The organism is uncultured Mobiluncus sp. (genome assembly GCF_902488535.1).
Lineage (GTDB): Bacteria > Actinomycetota > Actinomycetes > Actinomycetales > Actinomycetaceae > Mobiluncus.
Genome location: NZ_CABTWO010000005.1, coordinates 78,289 through 103,921, shown reverse-complemented (window position 1 = coordinate 103,921; position 25,633 = coordinate 78,289). Strand labels below are relative to the sequence as shown.

The following is a 25,633-nucleotide window of genomic DNA, read 5'->3' as shown; positions in this document are numbered from 1 at the left end:
CCACGGAGATTTTGGGTTTTTATCCACGGAGATTTCCGGTTTTCAACCACGGACTTTTTGGCGAAGTATGAGGCCGCGTTTGCGCCATTTTTACTCACTTTCAAAAAAAGAACCGACGGTTCAAAATGCCAGCCCGAGCCAACCCAAGATTGACGCACCCGCACCCGAAAACGCGAGCGGGAAACCTATTGACAAGGAAACCACCGCAACCGGAATAGCAGTCAGCAAATCCAGCAGCACGTGCTGTTTGGTGAACTGGGTAGCCAGGATGATGGCCAGGGACACCAGCACCGAAATGATTCGTAGCCACCAGGGCATCTGATTGGTCACCACAGCCACGAAAGCAATCATCATCGAAGTGGAGCAGTGCAGGCTGGGGGCGCAATTGACCCCGCGATAACTCGTCTTGTAGACCAGCGCCAACAAACGCTCGGTCGTGCCCTGACCCAACTCCTGGCGCTGGAAAGTCGTGGGAAATGCGAGGTAGGCCGCAACTGAGACGAACACGCAAAATATCCACGCAATCTGGAGCGCCACCCAGTTTTCTGGTGAAAAATAGTAGAGCCAAACCGGGAATATCACGATGAGCGGAAACCACAGTACGTATGGATAGACGAAAGCGGGAATGCGTGGAATGCGCTCATCCAGGCGACATTGGGGATTATGAAACACGTGCTGAAAACGCTCCGAGCCGAAGTACAGGATAATCTGCAACAACAGGACGGCGGCCTGGATAATTATCAACTTGGTTAGGGTATTCACGTTTCTAAGGTTTTCTGTTCTGCAGATTGCTGGGGCTGTGTCGCGTCATTGATACTGGCCGGGTGAACTCAGCTGAGCAACATGGATTCCAGCTGTTCGCGGGCTTCTTTGGAGGTACGCGGCTGAGCTCCGGGCACCACCGGCCAATCTTCCAGGTGGCGATCCGACCACAGCTCAGCTTTCCAACCGGCGGTCGGGCTGCCGGTGGCCATCGTAAGGGAGCAGTTTTGGCAAGGGAACTGTGCCAACAGGTCGAGGGTCAGTCCCTCGATGCGGTTTGCGCCCCACACGCGCATAATCGCGCCGTGAATGACGGCCACCACGGTGGCCTGCGGATCGTCCTCCATCCCGGCGCACAACCGCGCAATGCCCCGGTCGAAGCGTGCCAAAGTTTGCGCCCCGGTTTCCGCTCCGGACATCCGCCGATCCAGGTCACCGGTCACCCAGCCAATAGCAGTATTGAGATATTCTCTGGTGTCCTGCTGGGTCGTGGACATTTCCAGCAGCCCGGCTCGCACTTCACGCAAATCCGAATCCACCTGTACAGGAAGGCCCAAGTTCTGAGCCAGCGGTTCGGCAGTTTGGCGCGCCCGAAGGATGAATGAGCTGGCCAAACGCTGCGGAGCCGCCCCCACCAGCTGGTGATATTTATCGACCAAAGCCGCCGCCTGTTCGCGGCCCGCGGCGTTCAAAGGACACCCCGGCCAAGCCGTATCCAAAGCCCCAGAGAGGTTCGAGTCGGTTTGCCCATGACGAATCAATACCAGTCGCAACGTTTTTCCTTTCTCACCCGCACCCAACCTTAGCTTGTTTTGCCGCCCCGGGTCTATTTGGCGGATTTGTTATCCAATATCGCGTGCAGAATGGCCACAAGCGCCCCATATAGAGCCAAAGCAACCGGGAAAATAACCCAGCTCATGCCCCAGTTTTTACTGATGAAGCCGTAGGCAAGGAAAACCGCCAACACAATAAGCCAATAGGCTGTGGAAATGGGCTCGATAATCCGAGCGGAGCGCTTGTCCGGAGCCGCCACTGATTCCTCTTGTAAAAGTTGGCGCAAGGCTCTCATTGGAATGGACGCACTGATGAGCAGGTAGACGGCGAAGCCGGCAACAGCGACCCCTGCGGGTACCAAACTGACCAGTGTAGTGGTATTACCAGAGGAATCTTCGCTCCACATTGAACCGAGCAACACCATGACAACGGCTGCCATACACAGTAATCCCCCGCCAAACAGTTTGGTGACATAGGTTTGATGGAATTTTTCCCGGCGTTGTTTAGCCATGCCATCCACCCCGTAAGCCGTTTCAAAGGGTTCCTTTTCCAGGTATTCGAATGGTTTAACTCGCATTCCATAGGCAGTGAGCGCAGCCACGCCGGTTCCTACCAGTATCACCATTCCCACCATACCAATGCTTAAGCTTAAGTTTTCCGAAAGTCTCACTCCCGGAAAATCAATGAGGAATGTAAACAGCACCAGAAAGGCAGCCCCAAAAATGCACAGCGCGGTTCCCCAGGCGGCAAGTTTGGAACTTTGTGTTTTCACGTCCAGCAAACCCACCGCTTCTTCCATGGAAACGACGCGCGGCGAGGAGGGGGAGGCATCACTGACGGCGGGTTCCTGAACAGATGTGGTAGCATCGGACATCTCCAGTTCGTCTTTGACCAGGAAATCCGTACTCACCGAGAAAATCTTGCTCATATCCAAAATTCGTGTAATGTCAGGTATTGATTGGGCGCTTTCCCACTTGGAAATCGCCTGCCTGCTGACACCTAACTCGGCCGCTAAGTCTTCCTGTGACCAACCGTTCTTCTTCCGTAGCTGAATGATTTTCTCTGCCATTATCATTTCTAATGCTCCTAACTTAGATTCTTTCGAGTGCCATCGCACCCTCAAATCATTGTGAGAAATTCCCCAGTTGCATTCCAGCACCTCCACCTTGAATCTAATCTATATTCCGCAACTTGTGGTTGCATTTTGCAGGTGAGCGGTTGCTCAGTTCTCTTCGGAGAGTCGGCAAGGGGTTATTCGTAAAAGATTTGTTCCACAACGCCGCGGGCCAAGCGCGCGGTGCGCATCCAGTCGTCGGTCAGGTCTTGGTGCGCACCCTCTGCGTACCCCAGCAGCGCCGCGGTGGTCACCAAGAGGCGATCGACGGGCAGCACATCGAGTTTTTTCCCGGTAGTCCGCCCCGATCCCAACACATTGGCGGCGCGAGCGGTATTAGTACTTGCCACTAGCAATGTTCGGGAGCAGCAGGGTAGCAATTCAAATGCTCATCTCAATGAAATCTAGCCCCCCTCATACCAGGACATGTTTTCCGCAAGAATGTGCCAATAAAGTATTTTGTTTTAAGTCTTGACTTAATTGCTGGCGTAGAGTAATCTGGCAACAACGAGTTTGATTGCCTGGCATCCAATGAAGTAGCCGGCAACGCATAACCTAACCTCGAGGGAGGGACAATGAAGTTTACTGACGGCTATTGGTTGAATCGCGATGGATGGAAAGTATTTCACCCCCGCCAGATAGTAGACGTACAGGTGAAAAACGAAACGGTGAGAGCTGTCGCTTCCACCAAGATATTGAATAAACGCGGAGACGAACTCGACTCGACCCAGTTGACCATCAGCCTCACACCTGTATCCGACGGAATAATCAAAGTTAGGCTCGAGCACTACCGCGGTTATCTGGAACCCGAACCTCATTTTGCGCTTAACACTGAGGCTTTCGGGCAAGTACAAGCAGATAAAGAGCACCTACGTGCTGTGGTAATAGCAGGTGATTTACAGGCTGAAATTTCAGGCGCTGACGATTACAACCTCGTTTTCACCAGTCCTGACCACGAACTTACACGGTCAAAGTTACGGTGCGAAGGTATTGCGATTTCCCCGACAGGCGAAAAATACCTCCATGAACAGCTGGTAATACAGCCCGGAGAATCCGTTTATGGCCTCGGTGAACGTTTCGGACCGGTAGTGAAAAACGGCCAGATTGTGGATATGTGGAACGCAGACGCGGGCACCGCTTCCGAACAAACGTACATCAATGTTCCGTTTTACCTGACAAATCGCGGTTATGGAATTTTTGTAAATCACCCTGAAAAAGTTTCTTTTGAAGTCGCGTCAGAGGTTAACACGCGCGTTCAGTTCTCAGTTCCAGGGGAATTCTTGGAGTACTACGTCATCTACGGCCCTACCCCCAAAGAAATCTTGAACCGATACACGAAATTGACCGGTCGTCCTCCCCAGCTTCCTTCCTGGTCTTACGGATTGTGGCTCTCGACCTCATTCACCACCGATTATTCAGAGGATACAGTCAACAGTTTCATCGATCAGATGGAGCAACTTAGCATCCCCCTCTCGGTGATGCACTTCGACTGCTACTGGATGCGCCCCTCGCACTGGTGCGATTTCACGTGGGATCCGGAAACATTCTCAGACCCGCATGGTATGCTGCGTAGGCTGCACGAACGGGGTATAAAAGTTTGTGTCTGGATTAACCCCTACGTTGGTCAACAGGGTGAAATTTGGCAAGAGGGGAAAGACAAAGGGTATTTCTTGAAAAATGCCGACGGCTCGGTGCGCCAGTGGGATCATTGGCAGTCCGGCATGTCGTGGGTAGACTTCACCAATCCTGACGCTAGGCAATGGTACAAAGAACATCTGAAAACTTTGCTTGACCAAGGAGTAGACTGTTTCAAAACCGATTTCGGCGAACGTGTACCCACGGACGTAGTTTGGCACAACGGCGCTAATCCTGAACGGATGCACAACTATTACACTCACCTCTACAACCAGACTGTTTTTGAAGCCATCAAAGAGGTTCGCGGGCACGAGGAAGCCATCGTGTTTGCGCGATCTGGCACCGCTGGTGGCCAGCAATTCCCGGTGCATTGGGGCGGAGATAGCGAACCGACTTTTGAGTCTATGGGCGAGACTCTCCGCGGCGGCCTGTCGCTTGGACTGAGCGGATACGGGTATTGGAGCCACGACATGGGCGGATTCGAAGGAAAACCCAACCCGAACGTGTTTATTCGATGGCTGCCTTTCGGTTTGTTATCTTCCCACTCACGGCTCCACGGCTCGTCCTCTTACCGGGTACCTTGGATTTATGGGGATGCGGCAGTCAAGACTGCCCAGCGTTTCACCGCTTTGAAAAATCGCCTCATGCCTTACCTGATGACAATCGCTCGAGAAGCGAGCCAAACCGGGACCCCGATGTTACGCCACATGATACTGGAACATCCCGAAGACAGAGGTTCAGCAAACGTCGATACCCAGTACTATTTAGGTGACAAAATCGTAGTTGCCCCGGTGTTTACCGATGGAGGGACTGTTCAGTACTACCTACCGACCGCGGGTTGGACTAACTTTCTGGATGGCACCCGCAAAGACCAGCTTGGCTGGCATATCGAAACTCACGAGCTGGATTCTCTTCCAGTGATGATTCCAGACGGCACGGTGCTGCCTCTAGGCGCTAACTCGAAACGACCTGATTACGACTGGAACGAGGGCGTCTGCCTCTACATTTTCAATCCGCCACCGGGCGAAACTACGCTCAGAGTGCCCGGCCAGTATGACGATGAGTTGTTCCGCATTTCCCGCCGGGGTCCGGAAGTTGAAATTCTCAGCGAATCAGAGAAAACTTGGTCCGTTTGTGTTGTCACCAACCAAGATGTTCAGGTAGTCAGTGGCCAGGTAACTGATGAGTCTTTCTGTCCAGAAGTCGTTTCCGGGCTAAGAATACTGCCGCAAACCGGGCCAGATGTCGGTAACAAGCGTGTTATATCTTATCAATTCATTGAAACAAACAAGTAACTAATACGAAGGAGAGGACTATGGAAGTCAGTATGAGAAAGCAGGCTATTGCCTTGGCCGCCGCAGCTCTAGTAGCGATGAGCGGTGCCCTAACTGCTTGTAGCTCAGCAGGAGGCTCCGCCAGCAGCTCAGGGGAAATCGAAGTCTGGGATTATGAGGGCCAAGGAGTTTCCAATGAAGCAATGGAATCAGCCGTCAAGGCCTTTGAATCTGAGAATCCTGATTTAAAGATTAAACGCACCTCATTTGCTTTTGGAGATTTATCCAAATCTATCGTCCAAGGCGGTGTAGGTGGCGAAGTGCCTGATGTGGCCATTATCGACAACGTAGACAACCAGAATTTTGCTGCCCTCGGTCTGCTCCAAGACATTACCTCGGAAGTGTCTTCGCTGAAAGACGAATACTTCGAAGGACCGTGGAACTCTACGCAACTGGACGGCAAAACGTTTGGGCTTCCCATGAACTCAAATAACCTGGCTTTGTTCTATAACAAGACTATGTTTGCCCAAGCCGGTATCACGGAGCCGCCAAGTACTTGGGAGGAATTGGCCACCACAGCCAAGAAACTTGCTACCGGCGGAAAATCCGGCTTGGCGATTTCAGGTGTCAAGAATGAACAAGGGACTTTCCAAGTACTGCCCTTTGTTTGGCAAGCCGGCGGCGACATTGACAATTACGCTAAGTACGGTGGCGAAGCCTTGAGCTTCCTCAAAAAGATGATTGACGATGGCGCTATGTCCTCGGCCGTATCTAACTATTCCCAGGAAGATGCCCGCACCCAGTTCACGACAGGACAAGTGGCAATGATGGTCAACGGTCCGTGGGAGATTTCCAACCTAAAGGACGTTGACTTTGAGTGGGGCGTAGCTCCTTTACCGAAGGGACAACGTGTTGCGACAGGTCTGGGCGGTGAAAACATCGTGGCTTTCGCGAGTGCCAAGAACCCGGAAGGAGCACTGAAATTCGTGAAGTGGATGGCCTCTCAGAAGGGCGTTCAGACATTCTGCGATATCTCAGGACAGCTCTCACCCCGCCCGGATTTATCCGGAAAGTTGAAGCTATCCACCGATGCGAATATGCAAGTCTTTGAAAAACAAATGCAAGATACGCATGCACGCTCGTACGGTGAGAACTACAACAAGATTTCCGAAGCCGTTCAGCTTTCCATCCAGGAAGCTTTAACCGGAGCTAAGAGCCCTGAAAAAGCCGCTAAGGATGCTGAAACAACTATTTCTGAACTCTTGCCCAAGAAATAAAGTTAGGGTAACCATGTCAGCGGAAGTATCCAACAAGACAAGCGGAAAAATTAAGAAAAAACAGGACAGCCAGCTACGCCTGGGACTGCTCTTGGCGACTCCAGCCTTGATTTACATCATCGTATTCATGGCGTTTCCGCTTTTCTACAATTTTTTCCTGAGTCTCACAGAAGCTAACGGTGCGAACCTAATTTCCAGAACATTTACGTTCAATAATTTTAAGAACTACTCAACAGTTCTTAATGATCACGGATTCTGGAACGGTCTGGTTCTATCGTTAATTTTCACCATTGCATGCTTGATAACTCAATACGTCATAGGGTTTGCCTTGGCGTTATTTTTCAGGAGACCATTTCCAGGCAACGGCGTCATGCGAGCCTTGCTACTTGTCGGTTGGATACTTCCGCCAGTGGTTACTGGCACCATATTTAAGTGGATATTTGACTCAGATTACGGAATTTTAAATTACCTCCTTATAAATATGGGAGTAATTGACGAAGGCATCAAATGGCTAACAGTAGGTCCAACCGCACTTTTAGCAATCATTATTGCAAATCTGTGGGTCGGAATCCCCTTTAATCTTTTACTGTTGCTTTCCGGACTTCATACTATTGACGATTCACTTTATGAAGCTGCCCATGTCGATGGGGCAAATCCGTGGCAACAGTTCTGGAAGATTACCTTCCCTCTGATGAAACCTGTCTCGATTTCTGTCTTATTGCTTGGAGTAATTAACACCTACAAAGTCTTTGACCTGATTTATACCATGACCAAAGGCGGCCCGGTAGACGCCACCACCACCCTGCCCGTCTACACCTATCTGGAGACATACAAGCTCTTCCAGTTCGGTAACGGCGCTGCAGCGTCAGTTCTCACCTTAATACTGCCTTTGGTTCTTTCCTGGTTCTATGTACGTTCCCTAAATGAGGAGGATTTACGATGAAAAATGTTCGTTTATCCAGTCAGAGCAAAACAACTATTTTCAAATCTGTGATTGGGTGGCTTATAATTGTCATCTACCTCTTCCCTGTTTATTGGATGATAAATACTTCATTCAAAACAGGTAAGGAAATGTTTGCTAACCCACCCACGCTTATTCCGCAAGACTTTTACCTCGGTTCTTACAAAGCTGTTTTCACAGGAAATTACGGCACATGGAGCGCGCTGCTTAATTCGATAATCATTTCAGTTTCGGTGCTCTTGCTTACCCTGGTTATCGCTATTCCATCATCTTACGCTGTTGCGAGATTACGGACTCGCACTACTACCTCAATGATGGTTTTGTTAACAGTAGTACAATTACTGCCAGCTATCGCCATATCAATTCCTATGTTCGTAATGTTCCGACAAGTCGGTTTGGTAAACACATACGTATCGGTCATTTTGGCGGATATTTCCGTAACTTTACCTTTTGCTGTCATTTTGCTAAGACCGTACTTTAAACAGTTCCCTTATGAAGTAGAAGAAGCGGCACAGCTGGATGGTTTGAATACTTTACAGACTATCATTAGAATCGTCATGCCAACGATTAAACCCGGAATCGTCATGATTGGATCCTTCTCTTTCCTTATGGCTTGGGGAGAATTTACCTTTGCGTTGACCTTAACCACAAATCAAAATATTCAACCGCTCACTGTGGCTTTGAACCGGATTATTGGTCAGTACGGAACCAACTGGAACGATCTAATGGCGGTAGCAACAGTCATAGCGTTGCCTGTGTTGCTGATCTTTATATTCCTGCAGCGCTACATCGTAGCGGGTCTGGCCGGAGGTGCCACAAAGGGATAAAACTGCGTGGGTGTCCCCTACCGGGTGAATTTTCCGAACTCGGTAGGGGCATCTAGGAGCGCTCGGAACCCCCGGATGGCAGCTCCCCGCACAGCTGGCATCTCGTAAGCTGAGCTGGTAATTTGCAGGGATCTTTGCTCGTCAGCGATGGTGTGCAAATGCATCAGTCGGGTTACCTCGGCCTTGTATTCAGCAAAAAAGTTGGTCAAATCTCCGCCGATGATGATGAGAGACACATCTAAGATATTTGTAAGAGCGGCCATGGCCAGGCCTAATGCCCGGGCAGATTCGACTAAGGCAGCTTCATTCCCACGCCGGGTTTCCAGCGCCTCCCGGCCTACATATCTTTCCAGGCAACCTTGCGCCCCGCATTTACATTGAATTCCGCGCGGGTCAATGGTCAGGTGTCCGATTTCCCCCACCCAGCCATGACAGCCCTGATAGAGCTGCCGGTTCTCCACAACGGCGGCGCCGACCCCGATTCCGCCTGAGATATAGGCAAATGTATCCAGTCCGGAGGGACAACCCGGGTGTTTCCACGTTTGGGCCCATGCCGCCATGTTCGCCTCGTTGTGGACTTCAATCGACTTTACCGGGAACTGAATGGAACGCCTTATCTGTTGGCACACATCAACGTTAGACCACCCCAGGTTCGGGGCATAGATGACTCTCCTGTTGTCACCGTCAACCAAGCCAGGCACTGACACCGTCACGGAAAAAATTATTGTTTCGACGGAAAGCTGGGAAACAACCCCATTCAACTCGTGGCCGACCCGGGAAAAAACTTCCTCTGGTGGTAATGATGGGACCTCGAGTTCAAATCGTTTCCAGCACAGTTCCTGGCCTCCCAAGCCCAACCCCAGCAGGCGAATTTCGGAAACCCCAATATCCACTCCCAGTGAGACTAAATTATTGTTCCCCACTAGGACTCTGCCCGGACGACCGGGACCGCCCGTCATAACGGGCGGTAGCTCCTGAATTAACCCCAAAGCGACCAGCTGGTCAGAAAGTCGCGTTGCCGTAGCCCTGGTTATTTGCACCCGGGAAGCAATTGCGGCGCGAGTGAGAACTTCATCAGGACCGGAAGAAAGCACCTCATGGAGCACTCGTCTCAGGTTCATGGCACGCTGGGTGGAAACAGAGACGAACTCTTGCATAACGCTCCTTACGGACCCGAAATCCCCAACAGCGTTATCTTATCAAGTCACCAGCCTGTTTGGCCGCTCCTAACGCCACGTATTCTCCCGGTGGCGCCACCTCGATTTCTATACCAAGCTTGGAGGGCAGTATCTGGGTAACGGCAGGAGATTTAGCTCCTCCACCAATCAGGGTGGCTTTGTTAACCTCAACTCCGCACCCTTGGATTGCTTGCAGGGCATAATCGATAAGTCCCACCAGCCCTTCCACGGCGGCTCGGGCTAGGTGGGCTGGGGCATAGTTTCTCAGAGTCATTCCCCGGATTTCGGCAGTGGCATTAGGCAAATTCGGAGTGCGTTCGCCCTGGAAATATGGAATCATCTGTAACCCGTCCGTATCGGGAACTTGCAAGGCTAGCTGGTCAAAAGTAGACACATCTACACCCAAGAGAGCTGCAGTTTTGTCCATAACTTGAGTTCCGTTCAAAGTACAGGCCAAGGGGAGCCAATTGCCGGTGGCATCCATGAATCCTGTAACAGAGCCAGATTTATCAATAACCGGCTTATCGGAAACTACCGAAACCACACAAGAGGTTCCAATCGAAATAGCCGCTTCGCCAACTCGTAAACCTAAGCCCAAAGCTGCACCCGCATTGTCCCCACAACCCGGAGCTATTTTTGTTCCCGCTCTCAGCTCGATCTCGGGAATGTCGCGAGTTACTTCCCCGCCCAATTCCTGAGGAGATACAACTTTAGGTAAGACGAGTTGCCGTGCCTTGTCCTCGGGAATTCGCAAAGCGTGCGCCAGCAAATCATACCGATACTCACCGATGTGAGTATCTAAATATGCAGTACCGGAAGCATCTGAGCGATCAGTGAACAGTGAATGGATATCTGCACTGCCTTGTATTCTCCAAGATAACCAATCATGAGGTAGGCAAACCGCGGCAACGCGCGACCAGGATTGTGGTTCATGATCAACTAGCCACCTCAACTTCGTAATGGTCAATGAGGCTACAGGAGCACAACCACAGGATTCAACCCAGAAATCTAATCCTTTTTCCTCCACAAGTTGCTTAGCGGCAGCAGCCGAACGGGTATCGTTCCACAGTAACGCATCACGCACGACAGTCCCGTTTTGATCTAAAGTGACCAAACCGTGCTGTTGAGCTCCCACGCTAACGGCTTCCACATCAGCCAGTCCCCCAGCTTGTTTAGCCGCAGAGATAAAGGCTTCCCACCAATGCTCCGGATTGACTGAAGTCCCTTCCGGATGTGGCGCACTTCCCTGTCGAAGAATCTGTTGACTCTCAGTGTCCCAAACCAACACCTTGGTGGATTGAGTAGAGGAGTCCACACCAGCTACAACGGCCATTTTCTGCTCCTAAAGCCCACACATCTATGAAAAATGTTAATTCACACGTGGGTGTGAGACGACGAATCGATTTCGACTAGTCCCTACCCTACGAGGTGACGCATGGCTTGTTGATACAACTCCACGAAGTGATATTCACGCTGAGCGGCCTGCTCCGGGTCAACGGTAGGACTGTTCATGAACTCCGCGTAGGTTTCGCCCTCATTCATGGTAGGTTCGCCCAATTCGAACACTGAAGCCGCTTCCATGAGTTCCTTGGTCAGCGGATCGGCCCTGAAAGCTAACGCTTTGTCTTTCAGCATCAGATACATTTCCATATTGGCCGCCGCGGAAGCCCAAACCCCTTCGAATCCCTCAGTACGCGAGGGCTTATAGTCGAAGTGAATCGGGCCATCGTAGCGGTTCCCGCCGCCGGGGAACCCATTGACCAGCAGGTCCACTGTAAAGAAAGCTGAGGCCAAGTCTCCATGACCGAAGCATTTATCCTGGTCGTACTTCAGCCCCGATTGACCGTTCAAGTCGATGTGGAAAAGTTTCCCGGCGTTCAGCGCTTGCGCCAGAGCGTGGTTGTAGTTCAGGTTTGCCATCTGTTCGTGGCCTGTTTCCGGGTTCAAGCCCACGATGTCCCCATTGTCAAGCTGGGCGATTAACGCCAACGCGTGACCAACCGAGGGCAGGAAGATGTCACCACGAGGTTCATTTGGCTTGGGTTCCAGCCCGATGCGCAAGTTGTAACCTTTTTCTTTGATGTAGCCGGCAACAGCGTCTAGACCTTCCTTGTAGCGTTCAAAAGCGGCGTTAAGATCCTTGGAGGAATCGTACTCAGCACCTTCGCGACCTCCCCACATGACGAAAGTCGAGGCGCCCATTTCCGCAGCCAAGTCAACGTTTTTCAGAATTTTCTTGAGGCCGAAACGACGAATCTCCCGGTCGTTGTTCGTCAACCCGCCATCTTTAAAGATGGGGTGGGTAAACGTATTGGTAGTTACCATTTCGATAACTAAACCAGACTGGTCGCAAGCCTCTTTGAACTTTTTAATGATGGATTGGCGCTCAGATTCCGAAGCTGAAAAATTGAACACGTCATTGTCGTGGAAAGTCACTCCCCAGGCTCCAAGTTCAGCAAGTTTCTGGGCGTATTCCCAAGGATCTAAGGCGTCCCGGGTTGCCACACCGAATGGGTCAACCCCCTGCCAACCCACTGTCCAAATCCCGAAAGAGAACTTATCTTCTTTACACGGCTTACGCATTATCTGTGCTCCTTTACACTCGTGGCGTTCATTACCAGCGATTCTATGCTTTATTCCCCGCTGATGTGATAGCCTCCAAAAACCTATTTTGTTTAGTCTTAAAACTAACACGCTAGCTCTAGAGAGTCAAGGGTTTTACTAATCTTTCACGTCCCGAAAACTAAGGTTCCTCCGGGATGCCCATGTGCCGCGCCGCACCCACACTTTTGCGCGTTGACCCAATCACCAGGAACATAAGAAACACAGAGCATCGCAAGGCTCTAATCGTAAAAGATTTGTTCCACGACCCCGCGAGCCAAGCGCGCGGTGCGCATCCAGTCGTCGGTCAGGTCTTGGTGCGCACCCTCTGCGTAGCCCAGCAGCGCCGCCGTGGTCACCAAGAGGCGATCGACGGGCAGCACATCGAGTTTTTTCCCGGTAGTCCGCCCCGATCCCAACACATTGGCGGCGCGAATCGACATGGCCATCATCCACGCGGTGCGCAGTGTTTCCGCGTCCGGGGCGGAAATCAGCCCTGCGCTCACAGCCGCGCGCAGGGCGTCTCCGGTAGACACACAGCGCAGCCCCGGCACATCGCTGGCGTGGCACATCTGCAATATTTGTACCGACCATTCCACATCGGATAATCCCCCTGGACCCAGCTTGACGTGGCGCACCGCCGCCGCGGTCTTGCCCGCACCGCTGACCTGTCCACCGCCAATCCGTTCGGCCTCCATGCGGGCTTTCAACCGCCGGATTTCTTTCAGCTCTTTCGCCTCCGGAGGGGTGTCAAATCGCACCGGATCCACAATTGCGGCAAAATCCGTGCGCAAGGCCGGCGAACCCACCACGGGACGAGCCCGCAGCAGGGCCTGACGTTCCCAAGCACTGGCCCACCGGGCAAAATAATCCTCCAGCAACCCCAAGTCCTTGGATACTGGCCCGGATCGACCCTCGGGACGTAAATCAGTGTCGACGCGCCAGGCCCCAGCTTGGGCTCCGTTCAAGATTGAGCTGACGGCATTAACCAAGCTCGCTGCCTCCGCCGCGGCTTGTTTGCGAATTTCTGATGCCGCGGGGTCGGTTTCTGTACCCGCTGCCGAGGATTCCGCCACCGGCGCGGTAGGCAAATATCCCGCTGCCGGATTGCCCGGCTCCCGCCACGGACGATAGTAAAACACCACGTCAGCGTCCGACGCATAGCCGGATTCGCCACCGCCAAACCGACCCATCCCCACGACTAAGTGGTCGGCATAATAACCCCCGGAAGCCAGGGTGCGCGTCGCGGACATCGCGGGCGCAACCTGCGCGGACAGCGGCTCCCCACCGCCCTTGTGACCGGGAGCCGTCGGGGGTACCTGCGCATTAAGCTTTCGCAACGCCAAATCGAGAGCCCCGGCAAGGACGGCTTCACCCACGTCAGTCAGTCGCTGAGCGGTTCGCAACGGGTCAATGCCTTGCAGCACGTCCACCATAGCCGCCCGCAATAGCTCCCGACCCCGCACTGCTCGCAGCCGCGCGGCTTGCTTGTCCAGATCAGGTTGGCGCTCAAAGGACGCCAGGATTTCGCGCTCCAGCTCCTCGCGAGTCCGCCCGCGTAACTGGGCCTCGTCGTCAAGCCACTTAATAGCGTCGGGATTAGCGGGCAACAACCCCGCCACCAGCGGCGAAGACGACAGCAACCGGGTCAAACTCCGGGCAGCCGTACCCGAATCACGCAGCAAACCCAGATACCAATGCGTGTCCCCCAACGCGTCTGACACTTGCCGGAAAGCCAACAAACCGCCATCCGGATCTACCCCATCGGCCAGCCAATCCAGTAGCACCGGTAACAGCTGGCGTTGAATTGCCGCCCGCCGACTCACCCCGGTGGTCAAAGCCTCGATGTGTTCCAAGGCTCGTTTGGAATCGCGGTATCCGATAGCTTGTAGCCGGGACTGCGCGGCGGCGCTGTCCAAGGCCGCTACCCCAGCCGATAGTTTTGCCACGGCAGGCAGCAGCGGGCGGTAATAGATTTCCTCGTGCAGTCCCCGAACCTTTTGGCGCACTTCCTGCCAAGCCTGGGTCAGCTTCGCCCCCTCGGAAAACCGCGCCACATCAATAGAACGCGCCACCCTGCGTAGTTGGGCATCTTGGGGGAACAGGTGGGTGCGGCGCATCCGATCCAGCTGGGTGCGATGCTCGATGACTCGCAGGAAACGGTAATAGTCAGCCATTTCTTCGCCTTGGTCGCGGCCGATATAACCGCCGGCGATGAGGGCTTGTAAAGCGTCCAGGGTCGCGCGTACCCGCAGGCTCTCATCGACCCGGCCGTGTACCAGCTGCAGCAGCTGCACGGTAAACTCCACGTCACGCAGTCCCCCGGCACCGAGCTTGATTTCGCGTCCGGCTTTCTTTGGGTCCAGCAACTTTTCCACCCGCCGGCGCATGGCTCGGGTATCTTCCACGAAGCCTTCGCGTTCCACCGCGGACCACACAAAAGGACGGATGGTACTCAGATAGCGAGAGCCCAGTTCGCGGTCCCCCGCGGCCGGACGGGCTTTCAGCAGCGCCTGGAACTCCCAAGTTTTCGCCCAACGCTGGTAATAGTCCAGGTGAGACTCCAAAGTACGAACCAGAGCACCGTCCTTGCCCTCGGGGCGCAGCGCGGCGTCCAACACCCACAGCGCTGGTTCCGGGCCGGTCGCGGAGCAATAGGACCCGAGCGCCTGAGCGATAGCGGTGGCACGCCGGTTTGCCTCGGCGCTATCCAGGTCGACGCCGTCCCGGGCTTGTCCCACGTAGATGACATCAACGTCAGAAATATAGTTCAGTTCCCGCGCCCCGGTTTTCCCCATCGCCACCACGGTGAAAGCAATCTGGCCCTCCGGGTCGTGGTCGCGGCGGGCCAGCGCCAAACCAGCCTCCAAAGCCGCATCTACCAGGTCGCTGATGCGCCGGGAGGTCGCCTGAAACTCGGCTTTCGCCGCCGCCGTTCCCGCATGAGCCAAGTCCTCGGCTGCCAGCTGCGCCAGCAGGGCATAGTAAACCCGACGCAGTTCCAGGTCGTGAGCTTGCAGGTCAGCGACCCAGCACGGGTTTTCGTCGCTTCCCAGGTTCTTTGCCCCCACCGCGTTCAGTAGCCGTGTGGAGTAAGTTTCCGGCTCGGGCTGCTGTTCCAGGGGCGCAAGGGCCGCCGGGTGGGTCACCAGGTAGCTGGCAAAAAATTCGGAGGCACCCAGGAGGCGCAGCGTGCGGTTTCCGATTTGGCGGGTACTCAGCGTCTCGGTTATGCCCGACGGGTGACGGGCATCCTCGGAAAAAATCCGATTCAGGCTCAGCAGCACCTGGTCAGGGTCCGCAGTCTGACCCAGGTTCTCGATGAGTTTCGGAATCTCAATCTGGGGGGCTGCCTGCATAATGGCGGTCAAAAGGGTTTTGGCGCGCCCGACATCTTCCACTCCGGAGGTCAGCAAGGCCACCGTCTCGGAATACTCTCGAGCCATTCTTTACCCTTTCAGCACCGCAGTCCCGCCGCTCACCGAGGCGAGGAACCTGTGGCAGTGACTAATGCAGATGCAGCAGCAAGCGTTTCTCTTGTTCCGTCACCTGGTGGCGATAATCGGTCCATTCCGCCAACCGAGTGCGCAAAACATAATCAAAAACTTCTTCGCCCAGAACCGCTGGCACCAGCTCAGAGTCCTGCAGGTAGCGAATCGCGTCCTCCAAAGAGCGCGGCAGGGTCTCGATACCGTAGGCTTTGCGTTCCGCGTCGCTCATCTCCCACACGTTATCCTCGGCTTCTTCGGGTAGTTCCAGGCGCTGTTCAATCCCTTTCAGGCCCGCCTCGATAATCAGGGCAAAACCCAAATATGGATTCATCGCGGGGTCAGGAGCCCGGTACTCAACCCGAGTGGAAGTGTGCAGACCGGGCTTGTGATCGGCCACGCGAATCAGGGCGGAAGGATTGTGGTGGCCCCAGCAGACGAAAGCCGGTGCCTCATCCCCGCCCCACAGCCGCTTGTACGAGTTCACATGCTGATTGACGATAGCCGAGATTTCCTTGGCGTAGTGCAGCAAACCGGCAGTGAACTGGCGTCCCACAATGGACAGGTGGTCAGCCGCCGCGGGATCGTAGAACGCGTTTTGGTCGCCCTCCCACAGCGAAAAATGCACGTGCAACCCATTGCCGGGAAAATCAATATCCGGTTTCGGCATAAACGTCGCCAGCAGACCTTTGACTTCTGCCAGGTCCTCTACCGCTTCACGCGTAGTTACCAGATTATCTGCACAAGACAGGGCATCGACGGAACGCAAGTCGATTTCGTTTTGTCCGGGGCCGCCCTCGTGATGGGAAAACTCGACCGAAATACCGTACTCTTCCAGCATCCGCACCGCCCACCGGCGAAATGCGTTGCCCGGCCCTGCCGAAACGTGATCGAAGTAACCCCCCTGGTCCACCGGCCGCAGGCGCTCATCCAGACTGCCGGGCTGTTTGAACAGGTAAAACTCGATTTCAGGATGCGCGTAGGGAACGAATCCCAACGATTGTGCCCGTTTCATGGTGCGTTCCAGCACGTAGCGGGGATCGGAGTGCGAGCGGGTCCCGTCCGGGTTGTAGACGTCACAGAACATCCGCCCGATAGTGTCCTGCGGAATGTCGGCGAGCTGGGGCATAATCTGGAACGTCTGGGCATCGGGGAAAAGTAACATATCCGATTCCGCCACGCGGGTGAAACCCTCCACGGAGGAACCGTCGAAAGCTACCCCTTCCGTAAAGGCTCGTTCCAGTTCTACCGGTGCAATCGTGACAGATTTCAATACGCCCAACACATCGGTGAACATGAGACGCACATACTTCACGTCACGTTCCCCCACCTGGCGAATCACGTCTTCTTGGCGAGAATCCACGGTTTTCTCCCTTCAATAGTCTTTTCCGGCGGTTTTCCGGATGCTCAAGGTCTCCTGAACTAAAGTTTCATTCTGGCGGTGTAACGTCCCTGCTCCGTGTGCGCTATGTCCAAGTCCAGGCCGTACATGGCGCTCATAGTCTCGCTGGTCAGCACGTTTTCGAGAGGGCCGGAGGTGAATACGCGGCCTTCCTTGAGAGCCAGCGCGTGGGTAAAGCCGGGGGGGATTTCCTCCAGGTGATGAGTGACCATGACCATAACCGGACTTTTCGGGTCACGAGCCAGTTCCGCCAAGCCGCTCAGCAGCAGTTCGCGCCCGCCGAGATCCAGGGCAGCCGCCGGTTCATCCAAAATCAGCATCTCCGGGTCAATCATGAGAGCCCTGGCCACTAAAACGCGCTGTTTTTCGCCCTGGCTCAAGGTAGCGAACTCGCGTTCTTTCAGGTCAGCCACTTCAAACATACTCATCAGGGCTTGGGCGCGCTGCAAGTCAACCGGTTCGTAACTCTCCCGCCAAGATGCCGTCACCCCCCAAATGGAGGACAACACGGCCTTTTCCACGGTTTCCTGGGGAGGAATCTGCGCCGCCAAGGCTGGGGAGGCATACCCCACCCGCTGACGAATCTCGGCGATTTCGGTTTTCCCCAAGACTTCGTCCAAAACTTCGACCCGACCGCGCGAAGGGTAAATCCTCCCCGCCAGCATATCGACCAGCGTGGTTTTCCCCGCCCCGTTAGGCCCCAGCACCACCCAATGCTGTCCCAGGTGAATCTGCCAGTTGAGGCCTTGCAAAATGGAGGTGTGATTGCGCCACAATTCGACGTTGTCACACCTTGCGACCAAAGTCATACTGTTCTTTCCTATCCGCGGCTGGGCAACTGTGGGTTAATTGTGACGCTGGGCGATGACTTTTTCATATAACGCCATAGTTTTTTCCCCAATAGCCTCCCAAGTGAAGTGTTCTTGGGCGCGTTTGCGTCCGGCCTCGCCCATTGCCTGAGCCCGAGACGGGTCTGACAGCATCTCGGTGATGCGCTGGGCCATCGCCTGCTCGAACTCTTCTGGATGCAGGGGCTTGCCAGTACCGTCATTGACCTGTTCAATCGGCACCAAAAAGCCGGTTTCCCCATCAATAACCACGTCGGGAATACCCCCGGTGTCGGTGGCGACCACGGGCAAGCCGCAAGCCATCGCCTCCAGGTTCACGATTCCCAGCGGTTCGTAAATCGATGGGGTCACAAACAGGGTCGAGCCTGTCAGCAGGGCAATCATGTGGGCGCGGTCCAGCATGTCCGCAATCCACACCACTCCCGGACGCTCCTGCTGCAGGTCGCGCACCAGACTTTCGACTTCCTCCATAATCTCTGGGGTGTCAGGTGCCCCCGCGCACAACACGATTTGGGCGTCACGAGGTACGTCGCGCAGGGCCCGCAGCAGGTAGGGCAGACCCTTTTGACGGGTGATGCGCCCCACGAAAGTAATGGTGGGAGCCCCTTCTGTCAGTCCGTAGTCCGCCCAAACTTGGCTGCGGAATTCGGGGGTGATATTAGAAAAGTCCCAAGTCGCCAGGTCAATGCCGTTGTGGATGACGTGGACGCGGTCGGGGTCGATGGTGGGATAGCAACGCAGAATGTCGGCTCTCATAGCGTGGGACACCGCCACGATGGCGTCCGCGGCTTCGTAAGCGGTTTTTTCCGCCCAGGAGGAAATCCGGTATCCCCCGCCGAGCTGTTCCGCTTTCCATGGACGCAGCGGTTCCAGGGAATGCGCGGAAATAACATGTGGAATGTCATACATCAGGGAAGCCCAATGCCCACCCATATTGGCGTACCAGGTGTGGGAATGCACCACGTCAGCACCATCGGCACCAGCCACAAACTCCAAGTCCACTCCCAAAGTGCGGATAGCGGCGTTCGCGTCAGCCAGTCCCTCCAGATAGTCGTACCCGGTGACCCCTGGCTCGCCGCCTTCCGTGCCCGCGGCGCGCGGACCCTCAAAACAGTGCACCCTCACTTCTGCCCGCTGACGCAAAACCTTGGCAAGTTCAGTGACGTGAACACCTGCACCCCCGTAAACTTTCGGAGGGTATTCCCGACTCATCAAATCAACGCGCATAGCAACCTCGCTTCAACAGAAATGGACCCAGTACAACCCGACCCGTAGTGTCCCCGGAAAATCCCTGGCCAGCGAACCGCGGCTGCACCTCTAACTTATCCCATTTGCAAGTAAAAGATGACCCAAAAGCCCCACAAAAGCTAAAAATTCTCTATAGGGTTAAAGCGTGGCACTATCAAAAGTTTTGACAATTATTCTCGCTGGTGGCGAAGGCAAACGCCTGATGCCTCTCACTGAAGACCGCGCCAAACCCGCGGTGCCTTTCGGCGGACACTACCGCCTCATCGACTTCGCGCTGTCAAACGTGGTCAACTCCGGTTTCCACCGCGTCATCGTCCTGACCCAGTACAAGTCGCATTCCTTAGACCGACACATCGCCACGGCCTGGCACATGTCGAATATTCTGGGCAACTACGTGGCACCGGTTCCGGCTCAGCAGCGCACCGGCAAGCACTGGTACATGGGTTCAGCTGACGCGATTTTCCAATCTGAGAACATCATCAGCGATGAGCGCCCCGACTACGTGCTGATTATCGGGGCTGACAACATTTATCGGATGGACTTCTCGCAGATGGTGGCCGAACACATCGAGTCAGGCCTGCCCGCCACCGTGGCCGGAATCCGTCAGCCGCTCAGCTTAGCATCTTCTTTCGGCGTCATTGAAGCTGACGCAACGGGTAAAATCGCAGCTTTCCGGGAAAAGCCTCAAGACGCGGTCGGGCTGCCCGACGCCCCGGATCAGGTACTGGCATCGATGGGCAACTATGTGTTCAACACCGATGCCCTGCTCGACGCACTGCGCTTGGACTCGCAAAACGAGGATTCCAATCACGATATGGGCGGGGACATCGTGCCGTATTTTGTGTCTCGCGGGGAAGCCCACTGCTATGACTTCATCCGCAATGACATCTCCGGCTCGACCGAACGTGACCGGGACTACTGGCGTGACGTCGGTACTATCGATGCCTACTACGAGGCCTCTATGGATCTCATCGCAGTTCACCCCGTCTTTAACCTCTACAACCCGAAGTGGCCCATTATGACGACTGTGGACGGTGAACTGCCCCCCGCGAAGTTCGTCTATGGGGACGACTCCCGTATGGGACACGCCATTGACTCCTTCGTCTCCAGCGGCACGATTATTTCCGGGGCTCGCTGTGTTCACTCGATTATTTCCCCCGGTGTTCGCCTGAACTCCTGGTCCGAAGTGACGGACTCGGTCCTGATGAACGGCGTGGTGCTGGCGCGGCACGCGAAAGTCGACCGGGCTATCTTGGACAAGAACGTTTACGTTGGCGAGGGCGTCACTATCGGAGTTGACCTCGAACAAGACCGGGCACGCGGTTTCCTGGTGACGGATTCCGGAATTACGGTGGTCCCCAAAGACACCCGCGTCGAGTACTAGCCCATGACAGAAACTTTGCTGCCCCTGCGCTTTACCTGCGTATGGGAGGGGGACTCTGCGGGCGTAGCGCCGGAGGCATTTTTGTCCGCGGTGGTTCGTGTCACCGGACTGAGTACCTCCGCGTCCCCCACCCGGTCTTTGTCAGGGAGTCTGCACCGGCTGTCCCTATACGTTCCTGCCGCACCCCCCACGACTCGTGAACAAAGAGCCGCGTGGATCCGCGCTATGGAGCCTGACCTGGGCTCAGAGGGACTGGCTGTGGCGATAACGACAGGAGAAATGGCGCAGCACGGTCCGGCCCTGGTGGTTTTGGACGGGGACTCCACGCTGTTTACCGGGGAAGGCATTGACCTGGTGGCCGCCCACGCCGGTACGCAGATGGAAGTCGCTGCCATCACTGCCGCCGCGATGCGCGGAGAACTCGATTTTGCCCAGTCCCTGCGGCGGCGCATGGGAACCCTGCGGGGCCTTCCGGCCAGCGTCTTGGACCAAGTGCGCCAGGACTACCACTTTTCGCCAGGAGCAGCACAAATGGTGTCGGATTTTCATCACCGCGGCGTGAAAGTCGGGGTGGTTTCCGGCGGATTCAGAGAACTGGTTGCGCCGCACGCCACCGAAATCGGGCTGGATTTTGTCAAAGCAAACAGTTTCGAGGTGGCCAACGGCCAGCTGACCGGCAATCCCGAGGGCGATATTGTCACCGCCGAAACCAAGGAAACCTGCCTGCGTTCCTGGGCGGCCAAACTCGGAGCCAGCCTAGAAAGCTGCGTGGCGATGGGAGACGGAGCCAACGACCTGAAAATGGTGCGTGCCGCCGGTTTGGGAGTCGCCTACCTGGCAAAACCTGCTTTGCAAGCCGCTGCTGATGTGCGCCTCTCGTGGCCCAACTTGGCGGTGCTGTCTGCGCTCACTCTCCCGGACTGACTTTCTCAGCGCGAAAACTGTTCGCCCAAAAAAGGCCGCTCACGTTCAGCGGGTCGAGGGACGCTCCGGGTTTGACACGTCCACGACTTTCACGCCCTGCACCGTAAACAAAAGTTTAGCTACCTGGGCTTTTTCTACCGAATCATGGCAATTACCCCACACCAAGGTGCGGCCGTCGCGCAGTTTGAACTGCAGCTGAGCTGGGTCGTCGGAAGTCACCGAGGCAATCATAGACCGCAGTTCCGCGGGCATATCCCCAAAAGCAGTCAAAGCCGCGTCGACCAGTTTGCGGGTTTGCCCACCCAGTTTCTCCATGTCAACGTCCAGCTGCGGCAGTCCCGCAACGTCGCCAGGGGCTATCTCCAGGACGACTCCGGACCGATCCACCCCCACGACCTTGCCGTTTTGCCGCACGGTGGCTACCGGAACACGCTCCACCACGTGAATATTCAAACCGTGCAGCCAGGCCGGTGAGACCTGGACATCTTTCAGGGCGCTCATTTCGTGCAGCACCGTTTTGGCTACTCCCGCCGTGGCCAAACTGGTTATAGTGCGTCCCTCGAAACGCTGAGTGGCTTGGCACACCTCTTTAACGTCCACGTTGTGCGCACCCGTGACATGGCACTGTGAGAGTTGGTAGGTGAACAGCGGAGAAAAAAACACCACGTACAAAACGATGAGAATTCCTACCAACGCGCCAATCAGGCTGGAAATCCGCAGCCGTATCCGATGACGGCGAATGAACGCCTGCTCCTCCAACCGGTCCAGCAGCGAGTTATCTACGCTTGCCACCCGCAGCGAATCCCAGGGGGAACTCACCTCGAAGCGCGCCCCACCAGAGGGGGTCGCCTTCGGATTGTGTTTGCGCTGAGAAACCCTTTGGGCCGCTTTCACTGCCTCACGATTTGCCTTCGCGGCCTGCTTTTGAGCTTTCTTGGCGGCCTTTTTTTCCTTGCGTTCCTGTTTATCAAGTTGAGCCGGGGTCGGCCTTTTGGACTTCGTCTCAGGTTGGGCTGTTCCCGAGTCTGTCGTGTCAGTCGCGGCGGCGCGGTCACGAGGGCGGCGCGGGGCGTCCTTGTCGATGTCAACGCTTTTGGGGTCAACCACGGGACGACGATGCCGCCCCCGGCTCGCATCGCGGTCCTCTGAGGATTTCCCAAGGGTGGGACGAGGAGGTGGTTTCACGCCTGGCTCACTTTCGCCTGGGCTGCCTGCTCCACCGAGGCAAAGTCGTGTCCCGCGGCGATAGCGTGGCCCACGTGGGTGATAGAACCCGCCCCTAAGAACAGCAGCAGGTCGCCGGGGCGGGCAGACCGGAAAGCGTGCAGTCCCGCCGCGTACATATCCGCCACGTAGGTTCCTTGACCGAGGCGCTCGGTGATGATGTTGCCGTTTACTCCGGGAATCGGCGCTTCGCGGGCGGCGTAGACCGAGCACACGGTCAGGTCGTCCACGTCGGCAAAAACGCGGGCGAAAGCCTCAACGTTGTGGTAGGTCCGAGAATACAGGTGAGGCTGGAAACACACCAGCAGCCGACCACTACCGGCTAAGTCACGAGCGGCTTTTAGCGTGGCCGCAATTTCGGTGGGGTGGTGCCCGTAATCATCGTAAATGCGCACGTGATCACGTTCACCAACCAGCTGCATCCGGCGGCTGGCTCCCGAAAAAGTCCCCAACGCGGCGATGAACTGAGCCAAGTCCACGCCCAGGGCGTAGGCGGCTCCCAACGCTCCGCCCGCGTTCAGCAGCATATGCTGGCCCCCTATCCGCAACTCGAGCTGCCCGCGAAACACCTGCTGACCAGCATCGGCAACGCTGACTTGGCAATGTCCGCGGCCCGGCCCCAGCTCGGGCTCGCTCAACTGAACTACCACATCGCCAGCCAAGGGAACCCCGAAACCATAGGAAATAACCCGTGGACCACCCACGCCGCGCCGCGCTGGCACCTGCTGGGCCAGCCTTTTGACCCCGGCATCATCGGCACACAGCACCAGCGCACCGCCCTCGCGCAGTCGACCGGTAAATTCCACAAAAGCTTGCTCGAAGGCCTCCGCGCTGCCCCAGTGATCGAGGTGATCAGGCTCTATGTTGGTGATAACTTCCACCGCGGGGGAATAGTTCAGGAAAGACCCGTCGGACTCATCGGCTTCAATAACAAAGGCGGAACCCGACCCCAAACGCGCGCCGGTCCCCAGTTCGGCGATGATTCCCCCGATAGCAAAGGAAGGATCCGCGCCGATTTTCAGCAGGGCGTGGGCAATCATGGAAGACGTGCTGGTTTTACCGTGCGCCCCGGCCACCGCCACCAAATCGTGGGAACGGGTACAAAAATCTAAAGCTTGGGAACGGTGCCAGATTTCTAAGCCCAGAGCTTTGGCACGAGCCGCTTCGGGATTGTCCTCATGTACCGCCGAAGTCACCACCACAATAGCGTTAGCAGGGACCTGTTCTTCCCGGTGCCCCACGAAAACTGTGATGCCCGCCGCGCGCAGCTGTCTCAGCGTATCGGCTTGCACCTGGTCGGAACCAGACACGTGATACCCCAGGTCATGCAGCAGCAGCGCGAGGACGCTCATGCCGGCCCCTCCGATACCGATTAGGTAAAATGCCTGGTCGGGCGGAACCTCGTGGGCTTGTGCGACGTTGGACAAATTCGTGGAACTGTCTTTAATTTCGGGCATGATTAGGCCTCCTCGGGTTTCCCGGTCGTTTCGCCCAGGACTGTTAAGATGAGCGCGCAGAGATTCTCGGCGCCGCGAGTGGTGCCGACTTGGGCTGCCGCCGCCCGCATGGCCGCGTTTTGCTCCGGGTCTAACAGACGAATCAGCAGGTCAGCAGCCGCCTGCTCGGTCAGTTTCTTTTGGTCGAGCAAGAACGCCCCCGCGGCTTGCACGACCCCTCGCGCGTTTAGGGCCTGCTCTCCGTTGCCGATGGGCAAGGGCACATAGAGAGTGGGAATCGCCAGGGCGGTGTTTTCCGCGACAGTCGCTGCCCCCGCTCGACACACCACACAGTCAGCTAGGGCCAAACCGTAGTGCATCTCAGTGAGGTAGTCTCGCACCTGGTAACGCTGCTCCAGGTGGTGTGCAGCTACGAAATCCCTAACAGGACCGTCCTTGCCTTTCCCGGTCAAGTGAATGACTTGGGCGGAGGGGTTTTCCTGGAACACCCGCAAAAGCGCACCGGGCAAGACTTCGTTGAGACGCTGCGCCCCCAGGGAACCTCCGGTGATCAGCACCGTGGGGTGAGAAGCCGGCAAACCGAAAAATTCGGCGGCTTCGGCTCGCGCCGCGTCCCTGGTCTGGGGTGTTTCCAGCTGACGCGCCAGTTCGAGAATGCTGGGGCGCAAGGGCAGGCCGACCACGCGGGTCTCGCCGTGTTTCGCTTTCAGCCCGGTGCCCTCAAAAGTCAGGCCGACTCCGGCGGCGTAGCGTGACCCTACCCTATTGGCGAGCCCTGGCCGGGCATTTTGTTCATGAATGACGATGGGGATACCCAGGCGTTTCGCCGCGAAGTACACGGGAGTGGAAACGTAGCCACCAAAGCCCACCACCAGCCGCACCCCCCGCGCTTGGAAAGTATCGCGCAGCGACGCCACCACACGACGCATCCGAACCGGCAAACGAACCAGGTCCGAACTGGGACGACGCGGCATGGGCAGACGGGGGATGGTCAACAGTTCATAGCCGGCGGCGGGAACCAGCTCGTTTTCCAGCCCCTCGGATGTGCCCACCACCAGCGGCTCAAAGTCGAATTCGGTGGACTTTAGCGCGGCAACAGTCGCCAGCAAGGGGTTCACGTGCCCCGCAGTGCCGCCGCCAGCGAAAACAATGACCGGTTTTGAGATGTCACTCACACCCTCAACTTTAGCGTGTTTTGTCCGGAAACTTTTTCAGGGGCACGGTTCCTCGGGCGGTTGTCAGCAAAGTGTTCCCC

General features: G+C 55.9%; 20 protein-coding genes. 6 read left to right on the top strand and 14 right to left on the bottom strand.

Annotated elements, in window-relative coordinates:
* Window positions 1-120: 120 nt before the first annotated feature.
* From RDL66_RS03130 to RDL66_RS03115, 4 genes are all read right to left on the bottom strand, one after another.
* Window positions 121-762 carry a serine/threonine protein phosphatase gene (locus RDL66_RS03130; protein ID WP_299297101.1) on the bottom strand — a complete coding sequence of 214 codons (642 nt, stop codon included), beginning with the start codon at window positions 760-762 and terminating at the stop codon, window positions 121-123.
* Between the two features lie 68 nt (window positions 763-830).
* Window positions 831-1,535: a histidine phosphatase family protein gene (locus tag RDL66_RS03125; protein WP_307741760.1), complete on the bottom strand. Its 705-nt coding sequence runs from the start codon at window positions 1,533-1,535 to the stop codon at window positions 831-833.
* Between the two features lie 53 nt (window positions 1,536-1,588).
* Window positions 1,589-2,605, bottom strand: a complete 1,017-nt coding sequence (locus RDL66_RS03120; protein ID WP_307741761.1) for a helix-turn-helix domain-containing protein — start codon at window positions 2,603-2,605, stop codon at window positions 1,589-1,591.
* 182 nt (window positions 2,606-2,787) lie between these two features.
* Window positions 2,788-3,000 carry a hypothetical protein gene (locus tag RDL66_RS03115; protein WP_307741762.1) on the bottom strand — a complete coding sequence of 71 codons (213 nt, stop codon included), beginning with the start codon at window positions 2,998-3,000 and terminating at the stop codon, window positions 2,788-2,790.
* Between the two features lie 225 nt (window positions 3,001-3,225).
* Between RDL66_RS03115 and yicI the strand changes: the two genes are divergently transcribed.
* The 4 genes from yicI to RDL66_RS03095 are packed head-to-tail and all read left to right on the top strand — an operon-like array spanning window position 3,226 to window position 8,624.
* Entirely contained in the window at window positions 3,226-5,580 is a 2,355-nt protein-coding gene (gene yicI / locus RDL66_RS03110; protein WP_308535122.1) for an alpha-xylosidase, read from the top strand.
* 20 nt (window positions 5,581-5,600) lie between these two features.
* Window positions 5,601-6,836 carry an extracellular solute-binding protein gene (locus RDL66_RS03105; RefSeq protein ID WP_307741764.1) on the top strand — a complete coding sequence of 412 codons (1,236 nt, stop codon included), beginning with the start codon at window positions 5,601-5,603 and terminating at the stop codon, window positions 6,834-6,836.
* Window positions 6,837-6,849: 13 nt separating this feature from the next.
* A complete protein-coding gene (locus RDL66_RS03100; protein WP_295026938.1) occupies window positions 6,850-7,779 on the top strand; it encodes a carbohydrate ABC transporter permease in 930 nt (309 codons plus the stop codon).
* Entirely contained in the window at window positions 7,776-8,624 is an 849-nt protein-coding gene (locus RDL66_RS03095; protein WP_307741765.1) for an ABC transporter permease subunit, read from the top strand. The genes RDL66_RS03100 and RDL66_RS03095 overlap by 4 nt, the downstream gene beginning before the upstream one ends.
* A gap of 17 nt (window positions 8,625-8,641) precedes the next feature.
* Here RDL66_RS03095 and RDL66_RS03090 read toward each other — a convergent pair whose 3' ends face one another.
* The 7 genes from RDL66_RS03090 to glgA all read right to left on the bottom strand — a co-directional run bounded on the left by RDL66_RS03090 (window position 8,642) and on the right by glgA (window position 19,368).
* Complete coding sequence (locus RDL66_RS03090; RefSeq protein WP_307741767.1) at window positions 8,642-9,781, bottom strand: ROK family protein; 1,140 nt, start codon at window positions 9,779-9,781, stop codon at window positions 8,642-8,644.
* 34 nt (window positions 9,782-9,815) lie between these two features.
* Window positions 9,816-11,135, bottom strand: coding sequence for an FGGY family carbohydrate kinase (locus RDL66_RS03085; protein WP_307741768.1), 1,320 nt, complete (start codon window positions 11,133-11,135; stop codon window positions 9,816-9,818).
* An 83-nt stretch (window positions 11,136-11,218) separates the two neighbouring features.
* Entirely contained in the window at window positions 11,219-12,385 is a 1,167-nt protein-coding gene (xylA, locus tag RDL66_RS03080; RefSeq protein ID WP_296180704.1) for a xylose isomerase, read from the bottom strand.
* Window positions 12,386-12,645: 260 nt separating this feature from the next.
* Window positions 12,646-15,849, bottom strand: coding sequence for a bifunctional [glutamine synthetase] adenylyltransferase/[glutamine synthetase]-adenylyl-L-tyrosine phosphorylase (locus tag RDL66_RS03075; RefSeq protein ID WP_307741769.1), 3,204 nt, complete (start codon window positions 15,847-15,849; stop codon window positions 12,646-12,648).
* Window positions 15,850-15,910: 61 nt separating this feature from the next.
* Complete coding sequence (locus RDL66_RS03070; RefSeq protein WP_307741770.1) at window positions 15,911-17,254, bottom strand: glutamine synthetase beta-grasp domain-containing protein; 1,344 nt, start codon at window positions 17,252-17,254, stop codon at window positions 15,911-15,913.
* Between the two features lie 59 nt (window positions 17,255-17,313).
* Entirely contained in the window at window positions 17,314-18,102 is a 789-nt protein-coding gene (locus RDL66_RS03065; protein ID WP_307741771.1) for an ATP-binding cassette domain-containing protein, read from the bottom strand.
* Window positions 18,103-18,138: 36 nt separating this feature from the next.
* The gene (gene glgA / locus RDL66_RS03060) at window positions 18,139-19,368 is read right to left on the bottom strand and encodes a glycogen synthase (protein WP_307741772.1); all 1,230 of its coding nucleotides are present in this window, start codon (window positions 19,366-19,368) and stop codon (window positions 18,139-18,141) included.
* 166 nt (window positions 19,369-19,534) lie between these two features.
* On the opposite strand from glgA, the gene glgC reads away from it, so the two are divergent.
* Window positions 19,535-20,773, top strand: coding sequence for a glucose-1-phosphate adenylyltransferase (gene glgC / locus RDL66_RS03055; RefSeq protein WP_307741773.1), 1,239 nt, complete (start codon window positions 19,535-19,537; stop codon window positions 20,771-20,773).
* Window positions 20,774-20,776: 3 nt separating this feature from the next.
* Entirely contained in the window at window positions 20,777-21,697 is a 921-nt protein-coding gene (serB, locus tag RDL66_RS03050) for a phosphoserine phosphatase SerB (RefSeq protein WP_307741774.1), read from the top strand.
* Between the two features lie 45 nt (window positions 21,698-21,742).
* Here the strand turns inward: serB and RDL66_RS03045 are convergent, their stop codons facing one another.
* From RDL66_RS03045 to RDL66_RS03035, 3 genes are read right to left on the bottom strand one after another with little or no spacing between them, the layout of a single operon-like run.
* Window positions 21,743-22,882, bottom strand: a complete 1,140-nt coding sequence (locus tag RDL66_RS03045) for a cell division protein FtsQ/DivIB (RefSeq protein WP_307741775.1) — start codon at window positions 22,880-22,882, stop codon at window positions 21,743-21,745.
* Window positions 22,879-24,378, bottom strand: coding sequence for a UDP-N-acetylmuramate--L-alanine ligase (gene murC, locus RDL66_RS03040; RefSeq protein ID WP_307741776.1), 1,500 nt, complete (start codon window positions 24,376-24,378; stop codon window positions 22,879-22,881). Before murC ends, RDL66_RS03045 begins: the two co-directional genes overlap by 4 nt.
* Window positions 24,379-24,380: 2 nt before the next feature.
* Window positions 24,381-25,553 carry a glycosyltransferase gene (locus tag RDL66_RS03035; protein WP_307741777.1) on the bottom strand — a complete coding sequence of 391 codons (1,173 nt, stop codon included), beginning with the start codon at window positions 25,551-25,553 and terminating at the stop codon, window positions 24,381-24,383.
* Window positions 25,554-25,633: the final 80 nt, after the last annotated feature.

Coding starts and splice junctions, on each gene's coding strand:
- RDL66_RS03120 (WP_307741761.1), bottom strand. CDS start 2,605: ATGGCAGAGAAAATCATTCAGCTACGGAAGAAGAACGGTTGGTCACAG.
- yicI (WP_308535122.1), top strand. CDS start 3,226: ATGAAGTTTACTGACGGCTATTGGTTGAATCGCGATGGATGGAAAGTA.
- RDL66_RS03105 (WP_307741764.1), top strand. CDS start 5,601: ATGGAAGTCAGTATGAGAAAGCAGGCTATTGCCTTGGCCGCCGCAGCT.
- RDL66_RS03100 (WP_295026938.1), top strand. CDS start 6,850: ATGTCAGCGGAAGTATCCAACAAGACAAGCGGAAAAATTAAGAAAAAA.
- RDL66_RS03095 (WP_307741765.1), top strand. CDS start 7,776: ATGAAAAATGTTCGTTTATCCAGTCAGAGCAAAACAACTATTTTCAAA.
- RDL66_RS03090 (WP_307741767.1), bottom strand. CDS start 9,781: ATGCAAGAGTTCGTCTCTGTTTCCACCCAGCGTGCCATGAACCTGAGA.
- RDL66_RS03085 (WP_307741768.1), bottom strand. CDS start 11,135: ATGGCCGTTGTAGCTGGTGTGGACTCCTCTACTCAATCCACCAAGGTG.
- xylA (WP_296180704.1), bottom strand. CDS start 12,385: ATGCGTAAGCCGTGTAAAGAAGATAAGTTCTCTTTCGGGATTTGGACA.
- RDL66_RS03075 (WP_307741769.1), bottom strand. CDS start 15,849: ATGGCTCGAGAGTATTCCGAGACGGTGGCCTTGCTGACCTCCGGAGTG.
- RDL66_RS03065 (WP_307741771.1), bottom strand. CDS start 18,102: ATGACTTTGGTCGCAAGGTGTGACAACGTCGAATTGTGGCGCAATCAC.
- glgA (WP_307741772.1), bottom strand. CDS start 19,368: ATGCGCGTTGATTTGATGAGTCGGGAATACCCTCCGAAAGTTTACGGG.
- serB (WP_307741774.1), top strand. CDS start 20,777: ATGACAGAAACTTTGCTGCCCCTGCGCTTTACCTGCGTATGGGAGGGG.
- murC (WP_307741776.1), bottom strand. CDS start 24,378: ATGCCCGAAATTAAAGACAGTTCCACGAATTTGTCCAACGTCGCACAA.